Genomic DNA, 19,721 nt, shown 5'->3' with positions numbered 1-19,721 from the left:
CCAATGTGGGGTACGTCACTGCGGATTGGTCCATCCAAGCAGTGCCGTTCACCCCCGGGACATGTCCGAAACGGACAGGAAACCCACGGTTAACCTGTCACTTCCCGCCCCGTCCGAGCAGGTGGAGGCGGGTGGCCACGGTCACCCGGAACATGGAGTCGGCGGACCGCCAGTCCTCGCCCAGCAACGAGGTGATCCTCTCCAGACGCTGTTTGACGGTGTTGGGGTGGACGTACAGGGCGCGCGCGGCGCGGGTCACGCTCCCGCCGTTCGCGGCGAGCGCGGTGATGGTCCCGGTCAGGTCGGAGTGGTGCCGCTCGTCCCAGGCGAGGACGGGGCCGATCACCCGTTCGACGAAGGTCAGCGCGCGGCCCCCGTCGGTGCCGAACATCGCCAGGTAGGGGGCGTAGTCGTCCACCTCGAAGGCTCCCCGGCGCACGCCCAGGGCGGGCAGGAACGCGGCGCACTCCCAGGCCTCCGTGAGGACGGCGGGCAGGTCGGGGAGGGTGCCGACCGCCGAGCCCACCGCCAGGACCGGTGCGTCCGTGGCCGTTCCGACCCTCTGGGCCACCTGTTCGGCGGCGGCGGTGGGGTTCCTTCCGGGGACGAGGACGCTCACCCCCTCCCCCTGCGGTGCGGCCATCCACCCCTGATGAACGGCCAGGGCCCGGTGCAGGGCGTGCCGGTGGCGGTCGGGGACGGGGACGACGACCACGGTCCAGGGCTGGTCGAGGACGATGCCGCGCGCCGAGGCCCGGCGGCGGAGGGTGTCGGTGTCCGCCGTGCCGGAGAACAGGTCGAGGGCGAGCTCACCGCGCACCCGTTCCTCGGCGTGGGCGACGGCCTCGCTCTGCATGGTCAGCAGGGCCAGGATCTGCCCCGATCGTTCGACGGTGCGGCGCTCGACGTCACTGAGGACGCCGTCGCCCTCCCCCACCAGCAGCATGCCCAGCAGCTCGGCCCCCGCGGAGACCGCTGCCACCACCTCGGGGCCCGGCCCCTCCACCGGAACGCAGTGGCCGGACTCGCGGCTGCGAGCGAGTGCCCTCGTGGCGGCGGGGGCCAGTCGCCCGTCCGGCCACCACCCGGCGGCCTCCTCGGAGGTGCGGGTGACCGCTTGGTGGTCGCGGTCGGCGATGGCGACGGTGCGCCCCAGGGACTCCGCGAGGGTCAGGGCCACCTCGCGGGGGCCGTGCCCGGACAGGACCAGGGCGGTCAGCCGTTCGTGCACCCGCGCGGCGGCCGCCATGGCCTCCGCGTGGCGCTCGGCCCGCTCCGCCGCCTCCGTAGCGGCGGCGAACAGGCGGGCCGTGTGCAGGATGACCGCCGCCTGGTCGGCGAAGGCCGAGAGCAGGGCGATCTCCTCCCGGGCGAAGGGGCGCGATGCGCGGTCGGCGGCGAAGAGGACACCCAGGATCTCCCCGTTGGCGGACATCGGCACACCGACGAGGGAGCGCAGCTGTTCCTCGGCGATGGCGGCGTCGATCCCGGGGTCTCGGTCGAAGTCGTCCCGCACGCCGTAGTCGGAGGTCCACTGGGGGGTGTTGGTGCGCACCACACGGCTCGCGATCCCGGCCCCGGCGGGGACGCGCAGTCCCGGGAAGCGCGGGGAGACCGTGCCCCGGCTGGCCCGCACGAAGAGTTCGTCGGTGTCCCTGTCGTGGACGGACAGGTAGGTGACGTCCGTTCCGACGAGGTCGTGGGCGCGGTCGACCAGCCGCCTGAGCAGTGGTTCCACGTCACGGACCTCGACGAGGTCGCGTGTGCTGGCGATCAGCGCCGAGAGTTCTCCCTCGCGGCGTCGGAGTCGGGACAGGCGTGCGGACAGGCTCCTGACGCGCTCCACCAGAGCGTCGTCCACGGGGCCGAGGAGAGCGGTGACGTCGTCCGTGGACGGGTGTTCGCCCTCCTCCAACCGGACCAGCAGCTCCGCGAGCGCGCGCTGGCTGCTCGCGTCGAAACGCGGGAGACCTTCTTGCATCGCACCAGTCTCACATCCTCGCTGGTGGGGCGGTGCGTCCGCCCTGCGGTTCGGCGCGTGCGGCCCGTCCGCGCGCGGTCGGATCAGAGCGCGGCGTCGGCACCTTCCGGTTCGTCGGCGGCGCGGGCGCGGTGGCGGCGGACGGCGTCGCGGTTACCGCAGGCGGGCGAGCAGTACCGCTGGCGGCCGTTGCGGGAGAAGTCGGCGTAGACGAGTGCGCAACCGCGGGCGGCGCAGCGGCCCAGGCGGTGCATGCCACGGCCGGTCAGGTGCAGGGCGGTGCCCACGGCGATCAGCGAGGCGATCTGCCGATGGGCGGGCAGGTCGTCGGGGCGGTAGTGCAGGTGCCAGCCGGTGCCCGCGTGGTCGGTCAGCCTCGGCGGACCGGAGTACTCGATGAGCAGGGCGTTGAGGCGTTCGGCTCGGGTGGGCGGGTCCGCGCTGTCGACGACGGCGGCCCACCCGGTCAGGAAGTCGTGGACCCGGGCGAGGTCGCCCTCCCCCACCGCACGTTCCAGGAGGAAGCCCACCTCCGCGCAGCGGCGCTCCAGGTCGGCGGTCTCGGAGCACGGCCGGTTGGCCAGGTCCACCGCCAGGGAGAGGGGACCCTGACCGTAAGGGTTGAGATGCATAATGCCATTACATCAGACTGAGGCCATGACCGAGCACGAACACCGCTGGACCACCGACTCCACCCATCCCACCAGTGAGGGCGTGGTCATCTACCTGCGCTGCCGCTGCGGGGAGCACCGCGTGGCCCTGGCCGCGCCGATCCTCCAGACGCACACGTCCACCCGGCCGGGGCACGACTGACCTTCCACCAAGCTGTCTCCCCCCGATCACCTCCGGACGCCGATCCCCCGCTCCAGGGTGCGCACGACCGCCGGGGCCACCGCGTGCCGGGGCATCTGTCCCCGTGAGGCCCGCTCCAGCCCGGTGAAGACCAGCGCCCACAGGACCTGCACCGCCCATGCGGGATCGGCGTCCGGGTCGAACACCCCCTCCTCCTGCCCCCGGCGCACCAGGCCCGTGAGGATCTCGGGCTCGGGTTCCGTGGCGTCGGGGGCGTCGTCGAAGACCTCGCTGGCGGTGTCGCCGAAGGCGAAGACCACCCAGTCCCCCACCTCCACGTGCGCGGCGACCACCTCGGCGCCTTCCGGTAGTCGCGCCCCGACCGGATCGCCCCGGCCGGGTCCCGGGTTGCTTGCGCGCCCCGGCGCCACCTGGAATCCTGCGGTCCCCGGCCGAGGGCGACACGGGGCGGCGGACACCGGCCGCACCCGCGCCGACCTGGCACCATGGCACGAACCCGGCCGTCGTGCCGCAGCGGAAGGAAGACAGTGACCGACGCACACACCACTCCCCACGTCGCAGAGCAGGCGGGCACCCTCCTCCTCGGAGGGGACCTGCCGGTCCACCGTCTGGGGTTCGGGGCCATGCGGATCGTCGGCGAGGGGGTGTGGGGGCCGCCCCGCGACCGCGACGAGGCCCTGGCCGTCCTGCGCCGGACCGCCGAACTCGGGGTGAACTTCATCGACACCGCCGACTCCTACGGCCCGCAGATCAGCGAACAGCTGATCCGTGAGGCGCTCTACCCGTACGCGGACGACCTGGTCATCGGTACCAAGGCCGGTTTCGTGCGCACCGGCCCCGCGCAGTGGCACCGGCTGGGACGCCCGGAGTACCTCAGGCAGCAGGTGGAGCTGAGCCTGCGCAACCTCGGTGTGGAGCGCATCGACCTCATGCAGCTGCACCGGATCGACCCGGACGTGCCGCTGGCCGACCAGCTCGGTGTGCTCACCGAACTCCGGAGCGAGGGCAAGATCCGGCACATCGGACTGAGCGAGGTGGGCGTGGACGAGCTGTCGGCGGCTCGCGCGATCACCCCGATCGCCTCGGTGCAGAACCAGTACGCGCCGTCCTTCCGTCAGTCCGAGGACGTCCTGGAGCAGTGCGAGAAGGACGGGATCGCCTTCCTGCCGTGGGCCCCGGTCGGCCGCGGCGAGATGGCGGCGGCCGACTCCCCGCTGGCCGGGATCGCGGCCCAGCACGGCGTGAGCCCGGTCCAGCTGGCTCTGTCCTGGCTGCTGCACCGCTCCCCCGTGATGCTGCCGATCCCGGGGACCTCGCGCGTGTCCCACCTGGAGGAGAACACGGCCGCGGCCGCCGTCCGCCTGTCCGAGGAGGAGGTCGAGCGGATCAGCCAGCTCCTGTCCTGACCCGCGCTCCCCCGGACACGGGCGCGGCCCGGCGGAGCGTTCCTCCGTCGGGCCGCGCCCGTGGGACCGCCCGTCGCCGCGGCGGCCTTCGTCCCGGGTCAGCCAGGACGCATGCGGAACACCTGGAGACGCATGTCGTAGTACTTCTCGGTCTCGCCGACCCATTCCATCCCGAGTCTGCGAGCCACCGCGAGCGCTCGCTCGTTGCGGGGGCGCGCGACCGCGAACACCTCCTCGATCCCCTGGCGGAAGGCCCAGTCGATGATGGCCCGGCTCGCCTCGGTGGCGTAGCCCTGCCCCCACACGTCCGGACGCAGCACCCAGGAGAGCTCGAAGTCCTCCTCGAAGGGCGGGAGCAGCTTAAGGGACAGCCCTCCCACCAGTTGTCCGTCCTTCTGGTTGATGATCGCCCAGCGCCCGGCGGGTGGGATGAGGTTCGGTCCCGCCTCGATCCACGCGTGGAGCACTGAGCGCATCGCGCTGATGTCGGTCACCGGGTGCCACTCCGGTGTCAGCCAGTGCGCGACCTCCTCGGCCCCGTAGATCTGGAGGGCCGCGTCGGCATCGCCCAGCTCCCACTCCCTGATCAGGAGTCTTTCGGTTGGCAGCTCAAGGCTCATATACCAACGGTAACCCGGAAGAATCCGGCGGGACAGGGGGGCGGCCGAAGAGACTGGGCCCGTTGCGACTCCTCCCCGGTCATCGGAGCGAGGGAGCGGTCCGGGGCCCGTGCGAATCTCGGATTCTGCAAGAGAACTGCGTAAGAACTTTCGCATCGACGACGTTTTCTTGCCATGATGTGACTTGCACTTTCCCTCGGTACCTGGAGTCCCACATGCTCTTCAGCCACGACCCCCACCACGACGGCTCCCCCGGCCACGTGATCCTCGACGGGGACCGGGCACGGCTTCGGGTGCGGGTCCCCGGCGGCGCGGACTCCGTGTACGCGTACGTGGTGGAGGACGGTGAGGCGGGCCTGGTGGAGGGGTCGCTGGAGAGCAATGCGAACGGGGTGAGCTGGTTCGTCGTCGAGATCCCCCTCCAGCCCGTGGTGACCCCCTACCGATTCGCGATCGTGCGCGAGCGCCGCTACACCTGGCTCAACCAGGCGGGCGCCCACGATCACGAGGTCACCGACGACGCCGACTTCCGGCTGGTGAACGCGCCCAACCCGCCCTCCTGGGTCCCGGGGACCACCGTCTACCAGATCTTTCCGGACCGCTTCGCCCGCGACGACGACTCCGTGGACGCCCCGACAGAACACCCCGAGTGGGCGACGCCCCGGGCCTGGGACGACGAACCCTCCGGCTCCGGCCCGGCGGCCCCCGGCGAGTACTACGGAGGCACCCTGGAGGGGGTGCGCCGCCATCTGGACCACCTAGCCGACCTCGGCGCCCGGGTCGTGTACCTGACCCCCTTCTTCCCGGCCCGGTCCACGCACCGCTACGACGCCTCCAGCTTCGACGAGGTGGACCCGCTGCTCGGCGGTGACGGGGCCCTGCGCGCGCTGACCCGCGAGGCGCACGCGCGCGGCATGCGGGTGATGGGCGACCTCACCACCAACCACACCGGAGACGAGCACGAGTGGTTCCTGGCGGCCAGCGCCGACCCGGACTCGGAGGAGGCAGGGTACTACTACTTCGACGAGCACCCCGACTCCTACGTGAGCTGGCTCGGCGTGCGTACGCTGCCCAAGCTCGACTACTCCTCGGCCGCCCTGCGCGAGCGCGTCTACGGGGCCGACGACTCCGTTCTGGTGGACCGGCTGGGCGGTGACGAGGGCCTGGACGGCTGGCGGATCGACGTGGCCAACATGACCGGCCGCCTGGGGGCCCAGGACGTCAACCACGAGGTGTCCGGCGAGATCGCCGCGCGGGTGCGCGAGGCCGCGCCCCAGGCATGGCTGCTGGCCGAGCACTTCTACGACGCCGGCCCCGACACCCGCCACGACGGCTGGCACGGGGTGATGAACTACGCCGGGTTCACGCGGCCGGTGTGGGCCTGGCTGAACACCGGCCCGGAAGGGGTCCGGTACGCGGCCACGCACACGTCGGCGCCGCTCCCGAGGAGCGGGGCCGTCGAGGCCGTGCGGGCGATGCGGGCCACCAACGCGGGGCTGCCCTGGCGGGTGCGCGTGCACAGCGTCAACGCCCTGAGCACCCACGACTCCGCGCGGTTTCGCACCGTGGTGGGCGATCCCCTCCGCCAGGCGGTGGGAGTGGCGGCGCAGGCCGCGCTGCCGGGTGTTCCCTTCGTGTTCGCGGGGGACGAGATCGGGCTGGAGGGGCGCGACGGGGAGAACGGGCGGCGCACCATGCCCTGGCACCGTCCCCAGGACTGGGACCGGAGGGTGCTGGACTCCCACCGTCGCCTGCTCGCGCTGCACCGGGACCTGCCCGCGCTCCAGGGCGGCGGGCTGCGCTGGCTGGACGCGGGCGAGCACCACATGACGTTCCTGCGGACACTGGGCGAGCAGGTGGTGCTGGTGCACCTGACCGACGGCCCGCACGAGGAGCGCACGGCCGCGCTGGGCGATCTGGACGCGGCGGGGCTGGAGGTCGTGGAGAGCGACGGCTCGGTGCGGGCGCGGCTGGGCGACACGGTGGTGCTGTCCGCCGAGGGACCCGGCTACCTCTTCGCGGTCGGAACGCGGTCCGTGGGCTGAACACGGTCGGGGCGGTCGAGGAGCCGCCCGCCCCGCAGCCGCGCCGCCGGGGCGGGGCGTCGGCGGATCAGTCCAGGAGGGGTTCCACGTCCTGGGTGATCCGGTTGACCACCTCGGCTGTGCGGCCGCTGAAGTAGAAGTGGTCTCCGGGCAGGGTGTGGTGGGCGAAGCCGCCCTCGACGTGCTCGGACCAGCCGGCGAGACGTTCGGGGGTCATGCCCCGGTCCTGCGCGCCGCCGAAGACCGACAGCGGGACCCTCAGCGGCCGCTCCCTGGGGGTCGGACTCCAGGTGTCGACCAGTTCCAGGTCGGCGCGGACCAGCGGCTCCACGAAGGACCACAGGTCGGGGTCGTCCAGAGCGCGTCGGGGGGTGCCACCCATGCGGGCGATGGTCTCGCGCAGACGGTCCGCGGAGACCAGGTGGCGGGGCGCGGCGCGTTCGGGACCGGGCGCGGGGCTCCAGGCGGAGGCGCCGAGCCAGAGCGGCGGCGTACCCGCGTCGGTCAGGCGAAGGGCGAGTTCGTAGGCGACCAGCGCGCCCATGCTGTGCCCGAAGAGGCCGAAGGGCCGGTCGAGTTCGGGGCGGACCACCTCGTGCATGCGCTCGGCCAGGGCCTCGGCGTTGCGCAGGGGTGGCTCGTGGGCGCTGCGGGCGCGTCCGGGCGCGTCCAGCAGGCAGATCTCCCAGTCTTCGGGGAAATGGCGGACCCAGCCCCGGTATCCCAGGTGGGAGCCGCCCGCGTGGTGGAGGACGAAGAGCCGGAACCGGCTGTGGGGGACGGGTCTGAGCCGGTTCAGTGCGCCCTCGTGCACGGCTCTCCACTCCTTTCTACCGATGGGTAACAACGCGAACCTACCAGTCGGTAATCGGCTTCGGGTAACCCGGAGAACCCGGGCCACTCCCCCGCGTGAGCGCGACCACACTCGCCCCTCGTTCCCCTCCCCCGTGTAGCCCCACTCCCGTCGCCGCCACCAAAGTCCTTCCCGCTCCGCACGGTGACAAAGGAGCTCGAAGGGTACGAAGCGTGCTAGCCACCCCTGTTACCGTCGCCCGGCCCGCGCTCCGTCCTGAGAGGTCCCCATGGAACACACCCACGTCGTCGCCGGGCTCACCTCGCCGGTCGAGGTGGTGTACGACCACTGGGGCGTTCCGCACGTGCGCGCGCACGGAGCCGACGACGCGTTCGTCGCCCAGGGCTTCACCGCGGCGCGGGACCGGCTGTTCCAGCTCGACCTGTGGCGGCGCCGCGGCCTCGGCCTGCTCTCCGAGGTCCTGGGCGAGCGGTACCTGGAACGCGACCGCGCGGCCCGCCTCTTCCTCTACCGGGGCGACATGGAGGCCGAGTGGTCCGCGTACGGCGAGGGCGTGCGCCGGATCGCCGAGCTCTTCACCACGGGGATCAACGCCTACGTCGACCTCACCGAACGCGAGCCCGGGCTGCTCGGACCGGAGTTCGCCGAGCTCGGGTTCGCTCCCTGCCGCTGGGCCCCCGAGGACCTGGCCCGCATCCGCTCCCATGGCCTCTACGCCAACGTGGAGAAGGAGCTGGCCCGCGCCCTCACCCTGCGCGACCTCGGCCCCGAGGCCGAGGACCTGCGCGCGGTCCGTGAACCCAGTGGTCCGCTCCGCGTCCCCGAGGGCCTGGACCTGGACGTCCTGCACCCCGAGGTCCTGGACGTGTACCGGCTGGCCTGCGCGCCCCTGGACCTGTCCGGCGCGGCGCCGCCGCGCGCCCCGCACGAACCCGACGGCAGCAACAACTGGGTGATCGGCGCCCAGCGCACCGCCACCGGCCGCCCGATCCTGGCCAACGACCCGCACCGGGCGGTCGGCGATCCGGCGTTGCGCTACCTCACCCACCTGAGCTGCCCGGAGTTCGACGTGATCGGCGCGGGCGAGCCCGCGCTGCCCGGGGTGTCGATCGGGCACAACGGGCACGTCGCCTTCGGGCTCACCATCTTCCCGATCGACCAAGAGGACCTGTACGTCTACGAGCTCCACCCCGACGACCCCGGACGGTACCGCCACCGCGACGGCTGGCGGGCCCTGGAGAGGGTCACCGAACGCGTGCCGGTGCGCGGCGGGCCCGACCGCGAGGTGCGGCTGGAGTTCACCGTGCACGGTCCGCTCGTGCGCTCCGACCCCGAGCGCAACGCCGCCTTCGCGGTGCGCGCGGCCTGGCTGGGGCCGGGGATGGCCCCCTACCTGGGCAGTGTGCAATACATGCGGGCCCGCAACGGCCGCGACTTCCGCGACGCCCTGCGGGTGTGGGGCGCCCCGGGTGAGAACCAGGTGTACGCCGACGCGGAGGGGTTCGGCTGGATCGCGGCGGGCCGGGTGCCCGTGCGCCCGAACTGGGACGGCTCACTTCCCGTGCCCGGCGACGGGAGCCACGAGTGGGCGGGCTTCCACTCCGGTGGGGACCTGCCCGCCGTGCACCGGCCGGAACAGGGGTGGTTCGCCTCCGCTAACGAGTACAACACCCACCGGGCGCCCGGGTGGGAGTCGTTCACCGTGACCCGGGACTGGGCGGCTCCGCTGCGCTACGAACGCATCGCCGAGGAGCTGTCGGCGCGCGCCGACTGGACCGTCGAGGACGCGTGTCGCCTCCAGGGCGACCACGTGAGCCCGGTCGCGCGCGCCGCCCTGACCATGCTGGACGGACTTCCCGACACCTTCCCCGGGACCGCCCAAGCGCTGGAGCTGCTGGGCGACGGGGGTTGGGACGGGACGATGGCGGTCGACCTGGCCCAGCCGACCCTCTTCGAGCACTGGTTCGCGCACCGGCTTCGCCCCGCCCTGCTGCACGAGCGCCTGCTGGGGCTGGTCGGCCCCGACCGCGTCGAGGCGGCGGTCGCGGCGCTCACCCCGGATCCGGACCGGGCGGCCGACCCGCGCGTGTGCCTGCGCCTGCTGGCGGAGGCGGTCCTCAGCGAACGGGGGCTCGCGCTGGTGGCGCGCTCACTCGGGGAGGCCCACCGGGACCTGGCCGAGCGTCTGGGTCCGCCCGGCCCCGCCTGGCACTGGGGAGAACACCACTTCGCCCGACTGGACCACCCTCTGGCCGCCCTCCCCGACCCTCCGCTGTGGGCTCAGGGGCGGCGGGTGGCCCGGCCCGGCAGCGCGGACACCGTCGACCTCACCGCCTCGGACTCCTCGGGCCGCCAGTACCACGGCGCCTCCTTCCGGATCGTGGTGGACGTCGGTTCCTGGGACGAGTCCGTGGCGGTCAACGCGCCCGGCCAGTCCGGGGACCCCCGTGACCCCCACCGTGACGACCTCACCGACCTGTGGGCGCGGGGTCGCCACTTCCCCCTGCCCTACTCCCGCGAGGCCGTGGACCGCCACCGCGCCTCCACCCTCCACCTGGTCCCGGCCACTCCGTGACCTCCCGGCCGGGTCGCGTCACGGAGTTCGGGGTGTGACCGCACGTTCGAGCCGGGCGGAGAGTTCGGCGGTGTGGGTCCGGAACTCCTCCGGCCCCTCCACGGTGAAGTCCAGTCCGGTCAGGGCCAACAGGAGGGCGATCCACTCGTAGGAGTCCACCCGGGCCACGTACCGGCAGCGGTCGGGACCGACGGCCTCCAGGGAGCCGTCCACCCGGGTGAGCCGGGCGGCCACCTGCGCCGCGGGAGCGTGGAAGACCACCGTGACGGTGTGCCGGGCGCGGCCCGCGCCGAACCCCTCCTCCAGGTACGCGGCCAGATCCTCGGCCGGGAGTTCCCTCGGGGGGAACGCGGCGCGGGTCGGGGTGAGGCCGCTGATCCGGTCCAGCCGGAAGGACCGCCAGTCCTCGCGGTCCCGGTCCCAGGCGAACAGGTACCAGCGCCTCCCCAACAGGAGCAGCCGGTAGGGGTCCACGTGGCGGCGGAGTTCCCGACCGTCGCGGCCCCGGTGGGTCATCCGGATCCGGTGCCCGGCGGCGACCGCCTCGCCCAGGCCGGTGAGCACGTCGACCGGCGCCCCGGGCCAGACACTGCGGCCGGGGTCCACCGCGGACGCCAGGGAGCTGGCCCTCCGGGACAACCGGGACGGGAGCACCCGTTCGATCTTGCCCAGGGCGCGCTCGGCGCCCTCCTCCGTGTCCTGGACACCGCTGAGTCCGCCCGCTACCATCCGCAGCCCCAGCGCCACGGTGACCACCTCGTCGTCCTCGAACATCAGCGGCGGCACGGCGTTGCCCGCCACCAGCCGGTAGTGGCCGCCGGGGCCGCGCAGGCTCTCCACCGGGTATCCGAGCTCGCGGAGGCGGTCGATGTCGCGCCGCATGGACCGGGGACTGGTGCCCAGAGCCTCGGTCAGGGTGGTGCCGGACCAGGCGCGTCCGTCCTGGAGCAGGGAGAGCAGGCGCAGCATGCGCTGACTGGTGTCGGCCATGCTCGCATTCTTCCCGATCGCCGCCGAGTTGTGGCCGGAATCTGACCGCAACCCCGCCTACCGTGACCACCATGAGCACCACACCACACGCCAAGCCGGGGATCACCGTGACCGGGGCCCGCGAGAACAACCTGAGAGGGGTGGACCTGACCCTGCCCCGGGAACGGCTCGTCGTGTTCACCGGGGTTTCGGGGTCGGGCAAGTCGTCCCTGGTGTACGGCACCATCGCGGCGGAGTCCCAGCGCCAGCTCAACGAGGCCCACGACAGTTTCACCCGGAGCCGCATGGCCCACCTGGGCGTGCCGGACGCGGACCGGTTGGAGAATCTCACCGTGACCCTCGCCGTTGACCAGAGGCGGTTCGGCGGCAACGCGCGCTCGACCCTGGGCACCGCCACCGACCTCGCCCCGCTCCTGCGTCTGCTGTTCTCCCGGATCGGTCGGCCCTGGGCGGGCTACTCCCCCGCGTTCTCGTTCAACGATCCCAGCGGCATGTGCCCGGAGTGCGAGGGCCTGGGCGCCGTCCGGCGCGTGGACGCCGACGCCCTCCTGGACGACACCCTCTCCCTGGACGAGGGGGCGATCCGGCTGCGCACCTTCGCTCCGGGGACCTGGCGGTGGAAGCGCTACGTGCACGCGGGACTGTTCGACCGGCGCAAGCCGGTGGGCCGCTACACCTCCGAGGAACGCGACCTGCTCCTGCGCGCCGAGGGGGTCAGGCCCCCGGACCCGGACCCCGAGTTCCCGGTGACCGGGGTGTTCGAGGGGGTGGTCCCCCGCATCACCCGCAGCCTGCTGGACGTGGCCAAACTCAGGCAGACGGACCGGGACGAGCTGGAACGGGTGGTGTGGCGCGGAACCTGTCCCGAGTGCGAGGGCGCGCGCCTGAACCCGGCCGCGCTGGCCTGCCGGATCGGTCGGCACAACATCGCCGACCTGTGCGCGCTGCCGGTGTCCCTGCTCGCTCCCGAGATCGCGGAGATCGACGACCCGCGCGTGGCCCCGGTGACCGCCGCGCTGCTGGAACGACTGCACGGCTTGGAGGAGGTGGGGCTGGGCTACCTCAGCCTGGACCGGCACTCGGCCACGCTGTCCGGCGGCGAGGCCCAACGGGTAAGGCTCGTGCGGCACCTGGGTGGTGCCCTGACCGGGCTGACCTACGTGCTGGACGAACCCAGTTCCGGGCTGCACCCCGCCGACGTGCACCGGCTCACCGGCCTGCTGCGGCGCCTGCGCGACAAGGGCAACACGGTGCTGGTGGTCGAACACGACCCGGACGTGATCGCGGTGGCCGACCACGTGGTGGACCTCGGACCGGGCGCCGGAAACGAGGGCGGCCGCGTGGTCTACGAGGGGAGCGTGGAGGGTCTGCGCCGCGCCGCCACTCCCACCGGCCGCTACCTGCGTCAGCCCCGTTCGGTGCGGTCCCGCACGCGTACCCCCGACGGGTCGGTGGAGGTGCGCGGCGCACGTCTGCACAACCTGCGCGGGATCGACGTGTCCGTGCCCACCGGGGTGCTGACGGCCGTGACCGGTGTGGCGGGATCGGGCAAGAGCTCACTGGTGCACGGGGAACTGCCCCGGGTCCGCCCGGACGCGGTGGTGCTCACCCAGGGCACACTGCACGGCGGTCCCCGGTCCACGCCGGTGACCTACCTGGGGATCCAGGACACCCTGCGCGCGCTGTTCGCCCGCGCCAACGGGGTGGCGTCCGGGTGGTTCAGCGCCAACTCCACGGGCGCCTGCCCCACCTGCCGGGGGCGCGGCGTGATCGTCACCGACCTCGCCTTCCTCGACGACGTCGAGACGGTGTGCGAGCGCTGCGGCGGACTGCGGTTCAACGACCGGGCACTGTCGTACACCCTGGGCGGGCGCACGATCGCCGACGTGCTGGCGATGACGGCGGCGCGCGCACGGGAGGTGTTCGATGGGCCGGTGTCCGAGGCACTGGACCGGATGGAACGGGTCGGGCTGGGCTACCTGCGCCTGGGGCAGGCACTGGACACGCTCTCGGGCGGGGAGCGCCAGCGTCTCCGGTTGGCTCGCGAGCTGGCCGAACCCGCTCGGCTGTACGTGCTGGACGAACCCACCACCGGCCTGCACGGCGGCGACGTGGCCGGGCTCGTCGCCCTGTTCGACCACATGGTTGACGAGGGCGCGACGGTGGTGGTCGTCGAGCACCGGATGGACGTGGTGGCGGCGGCCGACCACGTGGTGGACCTGGGTCCCGGCGCGGGGAGCGAGGGCGGACGCGTGGTGTTCGAGGGGACGCCCTCGCGGATGGCCGCCTCCGGGAGGGGTGCGACGGCTGACGCCCTGCGCTCCCACCTGGCCGGGTGAGACCCGCGTGGGCGGCACCACCGTGACGCGACCCTTCGCCCCGTCCCTCCCAGCAGGGGGGAACGGGGCGAAGGCAGCGAAACAAGGGCCGGTGCTGTCGCGGTGCGATCCGGGCGTTCGGTGCGTTTCCGGCAACGAATTCCCTTCCTCGGGAACTCCTCGGGTCCGCCGGACGACATCAGTGTCGACCGGGACGGCGACGCCAGAGGAGACCCATGGAACCGGAGACCACGAGGCCCGTGACCGAGGACGAGGCACCCCCGCCGAGGCCGGGCGTGTGGGCCCAGCTCAGGCCGCTCGTGCTGCGACTGCACTTCTACGCCGGCGTGCTGGTGGCGCCCTTCCTCCTGGTGGCGACGATCTCCGGGCTGTTGTACGTGTGGACGCCCCAGGTCGAACAGGTGCTGTACGCCGACCAGCTGAGGGTGCCCGCCTCGGAGGGATCGCTGCCCCTGGCCGAACAAGTGCGGATCGCCCGGGCCGAGGTACCCGACGCCAACGTGCACTCGGTACGCCCGGCCACCGCCCCGGAGGACTCCACATGGGTGCTGATGGACCTGGCCGAGAGCGGCACCGGGGCGCGCACGGCGGTGTTCGTCGACCCCCACGCGGGCGAGGTCCTGGGGGTGTCCGAGAGCTACGGGACCAGCGGCGCGCTGCCGGTGCGCACCTGGATCGACCTGCTCCACCGGCAGCTGCACCTGGGTGAGGTCGGGCGGCTGTACAGCGAACTCGCGGCGAGCTGGCTCGGGGTGGTCGCCCTGGGCGGGCTGGCGCTGTGGGTGGCCAGGCGACGACGCGGACGCCAGCGCGGAGCGCGGGCGCGCTCGGTCTCCCTGCACGCCACCACGGGGGCGTGGATCCTCCTGGTGCTGCTGTTCCTGTCCGCCACCGGCCTGACCTGGTCCCAGTACGCGGGCGCGAACATCTCCGACCTGCGGGAGCGGATGTCGTGGACCACCCCGGCGGTGTCCACGCAGACGCCCTCAGCCAGCCCCGGGGTGGACGTCGGTCCGGACGCGGTCCTGGCCAGCGCCCGGGAGGCCGGGCTCGACGGGCGGGTCACCGTCGACCTGCCCACCGACCACACCTCTCCGTACGTGGTCACCCAGCTCGAACGTTCGTGGCCGACCCAGGCGGACTCGGTCGCCGTCGCCCAGGACACCGGCGAGGTCGTCGACGTCGTCCGCTTCGATGACCACCCCCTCATGGCGAAACTGAGCCGCTGGGGTGTGGACGCCCACATGGGGCTGCTGTTCGGCGTGCCCAACCAGCTCGTCCTCACGGCCGTCTGCGGTGGGCTGCTCTGGGTGATCGTCCTGGGCTACCGGATGTGGTGGCGGCGCAGGCCCTCGCGGGCCGGGGCATGGGCTCTGGGCAGGCCGTATCCGCGTGGTGCGTTCCTCGCGCTCTCCTGGCCCCTGAGGATCGCGGTCGTGCTGTCCTGCGCGGCCCTCGGCCTGGCCCTGCCCCTGCTGGGGGTCTCGCTGCTGGCCTTCCTGGTGATCGACGCCCTGGTCGGACGGTTCTCCGGGGGCGGTCGGGTCAGGACCGGTTCCGGGTGAGTTCGGGGAACCGCCGGAGCGCCCGGTCGGCCACCTGGGACGGGCCGAGGTCGGTGTCGTCGACCGCCAGGTCCGCCCATGCGGCCATCCACTCCCGGTGGGCACGGTAGAACGCCTCGGCCCTGGAGCTCCGGAAGGCCCGGGCGTCCTCGCTGACCTCGGGGTGCCCTGGGGCGACCTCGTGGTCGGCGATGCGCGCCGCCAGGGCGGCACGGTCGGGGCGCAGCAGAACTCGGCGCACTTCCGGGCCCTCGGCGCGCAGGCCCCTGAGAATCTCGTCGGCGTAATCCCGGCGCAGGATGCTCATGGGGGCGACCAGGGTCCGGTGATCGAGTCCTTGCTGGCGGTCCGTGGCCTGACACTGCGGGGCAGTGTCCTTGGCGTCCCCAAGGACCTGGACGTACGGACCCGCCTCCTGGAAGCAGGGGTCGCGGAGGAGGATCTCGCTCGACTGCGGGCACGACTCATGGGCTGATCTGAACCCAAGAACCCTCGTGGGCCATTCCGCGGTCGTTCGGCGCCCCTGGGGACCGTGCCCGCACGGCGCCGGGCACGACCGTCCGGCGTGACGCGTGCGGCCCGTCCCCTGCGGCGAGAGAGCCCCGGTCCCCCGTGCGGGCGGTCCACCTCCTGGCAACCCCCGTGGCTCAGGGGGTTTCGGGGTGGGCGGCGAGACGGCGCAGGAGCGGGCCGTACTCGGGGTGGGCCAGGGCGGAGGCGAACTGGGCGACCAGGTAGTCGGCGGGGTTGCCGGTGTCGTACCAGCGCCCCTGGATGACCTGTCCGTAGACCGGGTGGTCGGCGGCGTGGGCGTTGATGGCGTCGGTCAGGTAGATCTCGCCGGTGCGGTGCGTGTACCAGCGCTCGGTCTGGGCGCGCAGCTGGTCGACGATGTCGGGGGTGACCACGTAGCCGCCGATGGCCGCGTAGGCGGAAGGGGCGTCCTCGGGCTTGGGCTTCTCCACCAGTCCATCGATGCGCAGGAGTCCGTCGGACAGGTCCTCGGCGACCCGGGGCACCCCGTAGCGGCGGGATTCCTCGGGCTCCATGGGCATGAGGGCGAGCACGGGGTGGCCGGTGCGCTCGTAGGCGCTCACGAGCTGTTGTGCGCGGGGGACGTCGGCGACGAAGACGTCGTCGGGCCACAGGACGAGCGCCGGTTCGTCGCGGGCGTCCCGGTAGGCGTTGAGCACCGGTGTCCCGTTGCCGTAGGGGCCGTGTTGGTCCAGATAGGTGATGTGTCCCAGGCGGGCCAGTTCGGCGACCTCCTCGACGGCGTCGGCGTACTCCCGTTTCCCGTCACCGCGCAGACGCTCGACCAACGCGGGGTCGGGGCGGAAGTGGTCCTGGATGAGGGTCTTGCCGCCGGAGACGACGATCGTGATGTCGGTGATGCCCGAGGCCACGAGTTCGCGGACGGTGTGTTCGATGACGGGCTTGTCACCGACGGGGAGCATCTCCTTGGGAGTGGCCTTGGTGAGTGGCAGGAGCCGCGATCCCATGCCGGCCGCGGGGATCACTGCGCGTCGGATCGTCCTGGTCATGAGTCTCCCCTGGTCGCGGCTGGGTGCGGTGGAGGCCGATGGTATCGGCGCGGGGGTCGGCGGGCCGGGATGGCGGGGCCCGGGTCCTGGGGTCGGTTGCGATCAGGATAGAATGAACAGATGTTCATTCAAAAATTCGGGAGTTGAGGCCCGGTGCCACGGAGTCCGGAGCAGCACGAGGCGATGCGCGCCGCCACCCGGGAGCGGGTACGGTCCGCCGCCGTGCGGCTGTTCGCACGCCAGGGGTTCGCCGCGGTGAACATGCGACAAATCTCGGCGGAGGCGGGTATCAGCACCGGCTCCATCTACCGCCACTTCAGCACCAAGGAGGAGCTGTTCGAGGGGCTGGTCGCCGAGGCCGCGACAGGGATGGGCGCCGTCGTGGAGCTGTTCCGGGGCTCGCAGGACCCCGTGGATTCCCTGCGGACCTTCACCGACGAGTTCCTGTCGGACCTGGCCGGACCCGGGGACTTCGTCGAGTTCTTCCAGCTCATGCATCAGGCGTTCACGCAGGGGGACTCCTCGGAGGGTGACGCACCCTCTGTGGTCGGCGATCTGGTCAGCCGCAACACGGAACTGCTCCGCGCGGCAGTGGAGCTCATGGAACGCGGCCAGGAGCGCGGCGCGCTGCGGGAGGGCCCCGCCGACGAGTTGGCGTCGTGCTACTTCGCCCTGTTGGACGGTCTGGTGACGATGCGTTCGGCCATGGGCGAGCGGTGTGTGCTGCCGAGTACGTCCACGGTGATGGGTCTGCTCCTCAAGGAGGGAAACGATGGGTGACGAAAGCGGGGAACCGGTGGTGATCGAGGTCCGGCGCGGCGACGTGCTGGGCGAGGGGTACCGGAGGGCGATCGCGGAGGTGTTCGTCGAGGGCTTCGGCGAGGACCTGGCCTGGTTCGCGAAGGACCCAGCGCTGCTCACCGAGGCCGTGGAGCACATGCTGGTACTGGAGCGCTTCCACGTGGCGCTCATCGACGGCCGACCAGCGGCGCTGGCCAGCCTCACCGAGGGCGGGCAGGAGGCGATCGACCACGACGCCCGCACGTTGCGCCAGCACCTGGGTCTGTTCAGGGGCACCGTCGCGGACCGGGTGTTCCGTTCCCACTTCCAAGGAGGCTCCGCCGAGTCCGGACCCGGCCGCGCCGAGATCGGGTTCGTCGCCAGCGCCCGGCGCTTCCGGGGGCGGGGCGCCGCCAAGGCCGTGCTGCACCACGTCCTTTCGTTGCCCGGATACGACGAGTACACGCTGGAGGACATCAAGGACACCAACGCTCCCGCTCTCGGGCTCTACGAGCGCGTGGGCTTTCGCGAGTACAGGCGGCGCGGGGTCGGCCACTCCCGGTGGAGCGGGTTCCACGCGTACGTGTCCATGAAGCTCACCCAGGGATGACGGGGTTCACAGGACGGTGACGTCGACCCGTCGGCCGTCGGGATCGGTCAGCAGGTGCTCCCCACGGGAGAGCGGAGGATCGGTCTCGGTGACGTCCAGGGCCAGGCTCAGCCGGAGGTCGCTGGCCCCGTGGCCGTCAGGAGCCGTCTGTATCTCCAGAACGGGCCCCAGAGGGAGCCGACTGGTGTAGCGGCTCGGCCCGTCCCGGACGGGATCGGGCTCCTCTCCGAAGGCCAGGCCCAGCGCGTTGTAGAAGTCCCTGCACTCCTGGGCACGGGTGGTGTAGAGGACGATGGAGTCGAGGCAGGCGTGCGTGGCGAAGATGGATTCCGGCATGGCGTCCCTACTGCTCGGAGGGTGGGAGGAGGGGGTACTCCTCCCAGTCTGCGAGGCGGTGCGGGCGGCCACAAGTGGGTCTGCTCCGGCTGTGGACAACCCGAGCTCGGAGGTCCAGGGATCGCAGAACCGGACGTGCGGGTGCCTCGGCACCCCCGGGTCCGTACCCGCGCCCACGGACCGGAGGCGGGCCGGACGCAGAGGTGACCGGGTCCACCACGGCGCGGGCCCTCCGCTTCGTTTGCCGCGACGTGTGACCGCTCCTCGTGGCTCAGTCCTGCTCGGGCAGCCGGTAGACGGACACGTGGGAGCCGGAGTCGCCGGTGAACGGGCCGCCCTTCCAATCCTCGTGCCTGGACTCCAGCGCGAAGCCGGCCATCGGCGCCATGAGGTCCAGCTCGGACGGCCACACGTAGCGCTGCTTCACCCGGATCACGCTGGGTTCGCCTCCCTCCTCGAACCTGATGTGGTGCGAGACCAGGTGCTGGTGTTCGAGGTCGAAGGTGTCCAGCCCCACGTAGCCGTCGCGGTGGGCGAACACCAACCCGTCCTGGCCGGGAGGGAGCCGCCGCGGTCCCGAGCCCCGCCCTCGGTGGCCCCGCGGGGAGGCGCTGCGCAATCTTAGCGTTATGCCCTCCTTGTGGTGATGGGTCGCTACACATAGCATCACCGCGACCCCACCGGGTCACGAAGATCATCAGCACCCTCACCCCAGGGAGACCCCATGCTGAGACGCGTCCTCACGCCCCTCCTGGTCGCGCTGAGCGCACTGGCACTCACGCTGGTGGGCACCGCACCGGCGAGTGCGGCGCCCACCGATCCGTCCCTCCAGCAGAACCCGACCGTCCTCTACTACGACTCCAGCCAGGCCGCCGAGTTCACCTCGGTCGTCGCCTCCGCCGTGGACGTGTGGAACTCCAGCGTCGACAACGTCCGCCTCGAACCCGCCTCCCCCGGGCAGCGCGCCGAGATCCGCGTCATCGCTGACGACGGCTGGCCCCGCGCCCACCTCGGACCGGTTCGTCCGGGCGGTCAGGTCACCGTCTGGATGGGTCGTCAGGGCACCGCGGAGGGCCACGACCCGCTGCGGATCGCCGCGCACGAACTCGGCCACAGCCTGGGCCTGCCCGACGCCAAGCCCGGCCCCTGCTCGTCCCTGATGTCGGGCTCCACCGGCGGCGTGGGCTGCACCAACGCCCAGCCCAACGCCTCCGAGCGGTCTCGGGTCGAGGCCAACTACGGCGGCGGCCTGGCTGGCGGGCAGGCCGCTGACGGACAGCTTCTGGTCGACCGCCACTAGGTA

Annotated in this window: 20 protein-coding genes; 10 read left to right on the top strand and 10 right to left on the bottom strand. The window is 72.4% G+C overall.

Translation table 11 applies throughout. The features are described 5' to 3' along the window. Positions 1 to 97: 97 nt before the first annotated feature. Together KBX21_RS00330 and KBX21_RS00325 are read right to left on the bottom strand one after the other, a co-directional pair. Complete coding sequence (locus KBX21_RS00330) at positions 98 to 1,981, bottom strand: helix-turn-helix domain-containing protein (RefSeq protein ID WP_210840617.1); 1,884 nt, start codon at positions 1,979 to 1,981, stop codon at positions 98 to 100. Positions 1,982 to 2,064: 83 nt separating this feature from the next. Beyond that, the gene (locus tag KBX21_RS00325) at positions 2,065 to 2,613 is read right to left on the bottom strand and encodes a CGNR zinc finger domain-containing protein (protein ID WP_210840616.1); all 549 of its coding nucleotides are present in this window, start codon (positions 2,611 to 2,613) and stop codon (positions 2,065 to 2,067) included. Between the two features lie 25 nt (positions 2,614 to 2,638). Between KBX21_RS00325 and KBX21_RS00320 the strand changes: the two genes are divergently transcribed. After that, complete coding sequence (locus KBX21_RS00320) at positions 2,639 to 2,794, top strand: hypothetical protein (protein WP_210840615.1); 156 nt, start codon at positions 2,639 to 2,641, stop codon at positions 2,792 to 2,794. A 26-nt stretch (positions 2,795 to 2,820) separates the two neighbouring features. Here KBX21_RS00320 and KBX21_RS00315 read toward each other — a convergent pair whose 3' ends face one another. Then, positions 2,821 to 3,126: a hypothetical protein gene (locus KBX21_RS00315; protein ID WP_247665019.1), complete on the bottom strand. Its 306-nt coding sequence runs from the start codon at positions 3,124 to 3,126 to the stop codon at positions 2,821 to 2,823. A gap of 195 nt (positions 3,127 to 3,321) precedes the next feature. Between KBX21_RS00315 and KBX21_RS00310 the strand changes: the two genes are divergently transcribed. Beyond that, the gene (locus KBX21_RS00310; protein WP_049574182.1) at positions 3,322 to 4,200 is read left to right on the top strand and encodes an aldo/keto reductase; all 879 of its coding nucleotides are present in this window, start codon (positions 3,322 to 3,324) and stop codon (positions 4,198 to 4,200) included. 98 nt (positions 4,201 to 4,298) lie between these two features. Here KBX21_RS00310 and KBX21_RS00305 read toward each other — a convergent pair whose 3' ends face one another. Continuing rightward, positions 4,299 to 4,820, bottom strand: a complete 522-nt coding sequence (locus KBX21_RS00305; RefSeq protein WP_049574180.1) for a GNAT family N-acetyltransferase — start codon at positions 4,818 to 4,820, stop codon at positions 4,299 to 4,301. Positions 4,821 to 5,035: 215 nt separating this feature from the next. Here KBX21_RS00305 and KBX21_RS00300 point away from each other — a divergent pair, with 215 nt between their 5' ends. Then, positions 5,036 to 6,865: a glycoside hydrolase family 13 protein gene (locus KBX21_RS00300; RefSeq protein ID WP_049574176.1), complete on the top strand. Its 1,830-nt coding sequence runs from the start codon at positions 5,036 to 5,038 to the stop codon at positions 6,863 to 6,865. 67 nt (positions 6,866 to 6,932) lie between these two features. On the opposite strand, the gene KBX21_RS00295 is transcribed toward KBX21_RS00300, so the two are convergent. Then, positions 6,933 to 7,679 carry a thioesterase II family protein gene (locus KBX21_RS00295; RefSeq protein ID WP_049574173.1) on the bottom strand — a complete coding sequence of 249 codons (747 nt, stop codon included), beginning with the start codon at positions 7,677 to 7,679 and terminating at the stop codon, positions 6,933 to 6,935. Positions 7,680 to 7,947: 268 nt separating this feature from the next. On the opposite strand from KBX21_RS00295, the gene KBX21_RS00290 reads away from it, so the two are divergent. Then, positions 7,948 to 10,254 carry a penicillin acylase family protein gene (locus KBX21_RS00290; protein WP_210840614.1) on the top strand — a complete coding sequence of 769 codons (2,307 nt, stop codon included), beginning with the start codon at positions 7,948 to 7,950 and terminating at the stop codon, positions 10,252 to 10,254. Positions 10,255 to 10,272: 18 nt separating this feature from the next. On the opposite strand, the gene KBX21_RS00285 is transcribed toward KBX21_RS00290, so the two are convergent. Beyond that, positions 10,273 to 11,244 (bottom strand): YafY family protein, encoded by a 972-nt coding sequence (locus tag KBX21_RS00285; protein ID WP_210840613.1) that lies wholly within the window; start codon positions 11,242 to 11,244, stop codon positions 10,273 to 10,275. A 71-nt stretch (positions 11,245 to 11,315) separates the two neighbouring features. On the opposite strand from KBX21_RS00285, the gene KBX21_RS00280 reads away from it, so the two are divergent. Together KBX21_RS00280 and KBX21_RS00275 are read left to right on the top strand one after the other, a co-directional pair. Continuing rightward, positions 11,316 to 13,583, top strand: coding sequence for an excinuclease ABC subunit UvrA (locus tag KBX21_RS00280; RefSeq protein ID WP_210840612.1), 2,268 nt, complete (start codon positions 11,316 to 11,318; stop codon positions 13,581 to 13,583). A 215-nt stretch (positions 13,584 to 13,798) separates the two neighbouring features. Further along, positions 13,799 to 15,148, top strand: coding sequence for a PepSY domain-containing protein (locus KBX21_RS00275; RefSeq protein WP_210840611.1), 1,350 nt, complete (start codon positions 13,799 to 13,801; stop codon positions 15,146 to 15,148). Here the strand turns inward: KBX21_RS00275 and KBX21_RS00270 are convergent. Then, positions 15,129 to 15,455, bottom strand: a complete 327-nt coding sequence (locus KBX21_RS00270; RefSeq protein WP_210840610.1) for a hypothetical protein — start codon at positions 15,453 to 15,455, stop codon at positions 15,129 to 15,131. The two genes, KBX21_RS00275 and KBX21_RS00270, sit on opposite strands and share 20 nt — an antisense overlap. Before the next feature lie 18 nt (positions 15,456 to 15,473). Between KBX21_RS00270 and KBX21_RS00265 the strand changes: the two genes are divergently transcribed. After that, a complete protein-coding gene (locus KBX21_RS00265; protein ID WP_210840609.1) occupies positions 15,474 to 15,623 on the top strand; it encodes a hypothetical protein in 150 nt (49 codons plus the stop codon). A 172-nt stretch (positions 15,624 to 15,795) separates the two neighbouring features. Here KBX21_RS00265 and KBX21_RS00260 read toward each other — a convergent pair whose 3' ends face one another. Then, a complete protein-coding gene (locus tag KBX21_RS00260) occupies positions 15,796 to 16,692 on the bottom strand; it encodes a UTP--glucose-1-phosphate uridylyltransferase (protein WP_247665016.1) in 897 nt (298 codons plus the stop codon). Positions 16,693 to 16,845: 153 nt separating this feature from the next. Between KBX21_RS00260 and KBX21_RS00255 the strand changes: the two genes are divergently transcribed. Both KBX21_RS00255 and KBX21_RS00250 read left to right on the top strand, forming a co-directional pair. Next, positions 16,846 to 17,472, top strand: coding sequence for a TetR/AcrR family transcriptional regulator (locus tag KBX21_RS00255; protein WP_307869117.1), 627 nt, complete (start codon positions 16,846 to 16,848; stop codon positions 17,470 to 17,472). After that, positions 17,465 to 18,082, top strand: coding sequence for a GNAT family N-acetyltransferase (locus KBX21_RS00250; RefSeq protein WP_210840608.1), 618 nt, complete (start codon positions 17,465 to 17,467; stop codon positions 18,080 to 18,082). Before KBX21_RS00255 ends, KBX21_RS00250 begins: the two co-directional genes overlap by 8 nt. A 6-nt stretch (positions 18,083 to 18,088) precedes the next feature. On the opposite strand, the gene KBX21_RS00245 is transcribed toward KBX21_RS00250, so the two are convergent. Both KBX21_RS00245 and KBX21_RS00240 read right to left on the bottom strand, forming a co-directional pair. Then, positions 18,089 to 18,418, bottom strand: a complete 330-nt coding sequence (locus tag KBX21_RS00245; RefSeq protein WP_049574145.1) for a hypothetical protein — start codon at positions 18,416 to 18,418, stop codon at positions 18,089 to 18,091. Between the two features lie 271 nt (positions 18,419 to 18,689). Next, positions 18,690 to 18,959, bottom strand: coding sequence for a hypothetical protein (locus KBX21_RS00240; protein WP_247665015.1), 270 nt, complete (start codon positions 18,957 to 18,959; stop codon positions 18,690 to 18,692). A gap of 183 nt (positions 18,960 to 19,142) precedes the next feature. Between KBX21_RS00240 and KBX21_RS00235 the strand changes: the two genes are divergently transcribed. Then, positions 19,143 to 19,718, top strand: a complete 576-nt coding sequence (locus KBX21_RS00235; RefSeq protein ID WP_210840607.1) for a snapalysin family zinc-dependent metalloprotease — start codon at positions 19,143 to 19,145, stop codon at positions 19,716 to 19,718. The last annotated feature ends 3 nt before the right edge of the window (positions 19,719 to 19,721 follow it).

It is taken from the genome of Nocardiopsis sp. B62 (assembly GCF_018070675.1).
GTDB lineage: Bacteria > Actinomycetota > Actinomycetes > Streptosporangiales > Streptosporangiaceae > Nocardiopsis > Nocardiopsis prasina.
The sequence above is the reverse complement of the archived record's forward strand: the minus strand, read 5'-3'. Positions and strand labels throughout refer to the sequence as shown.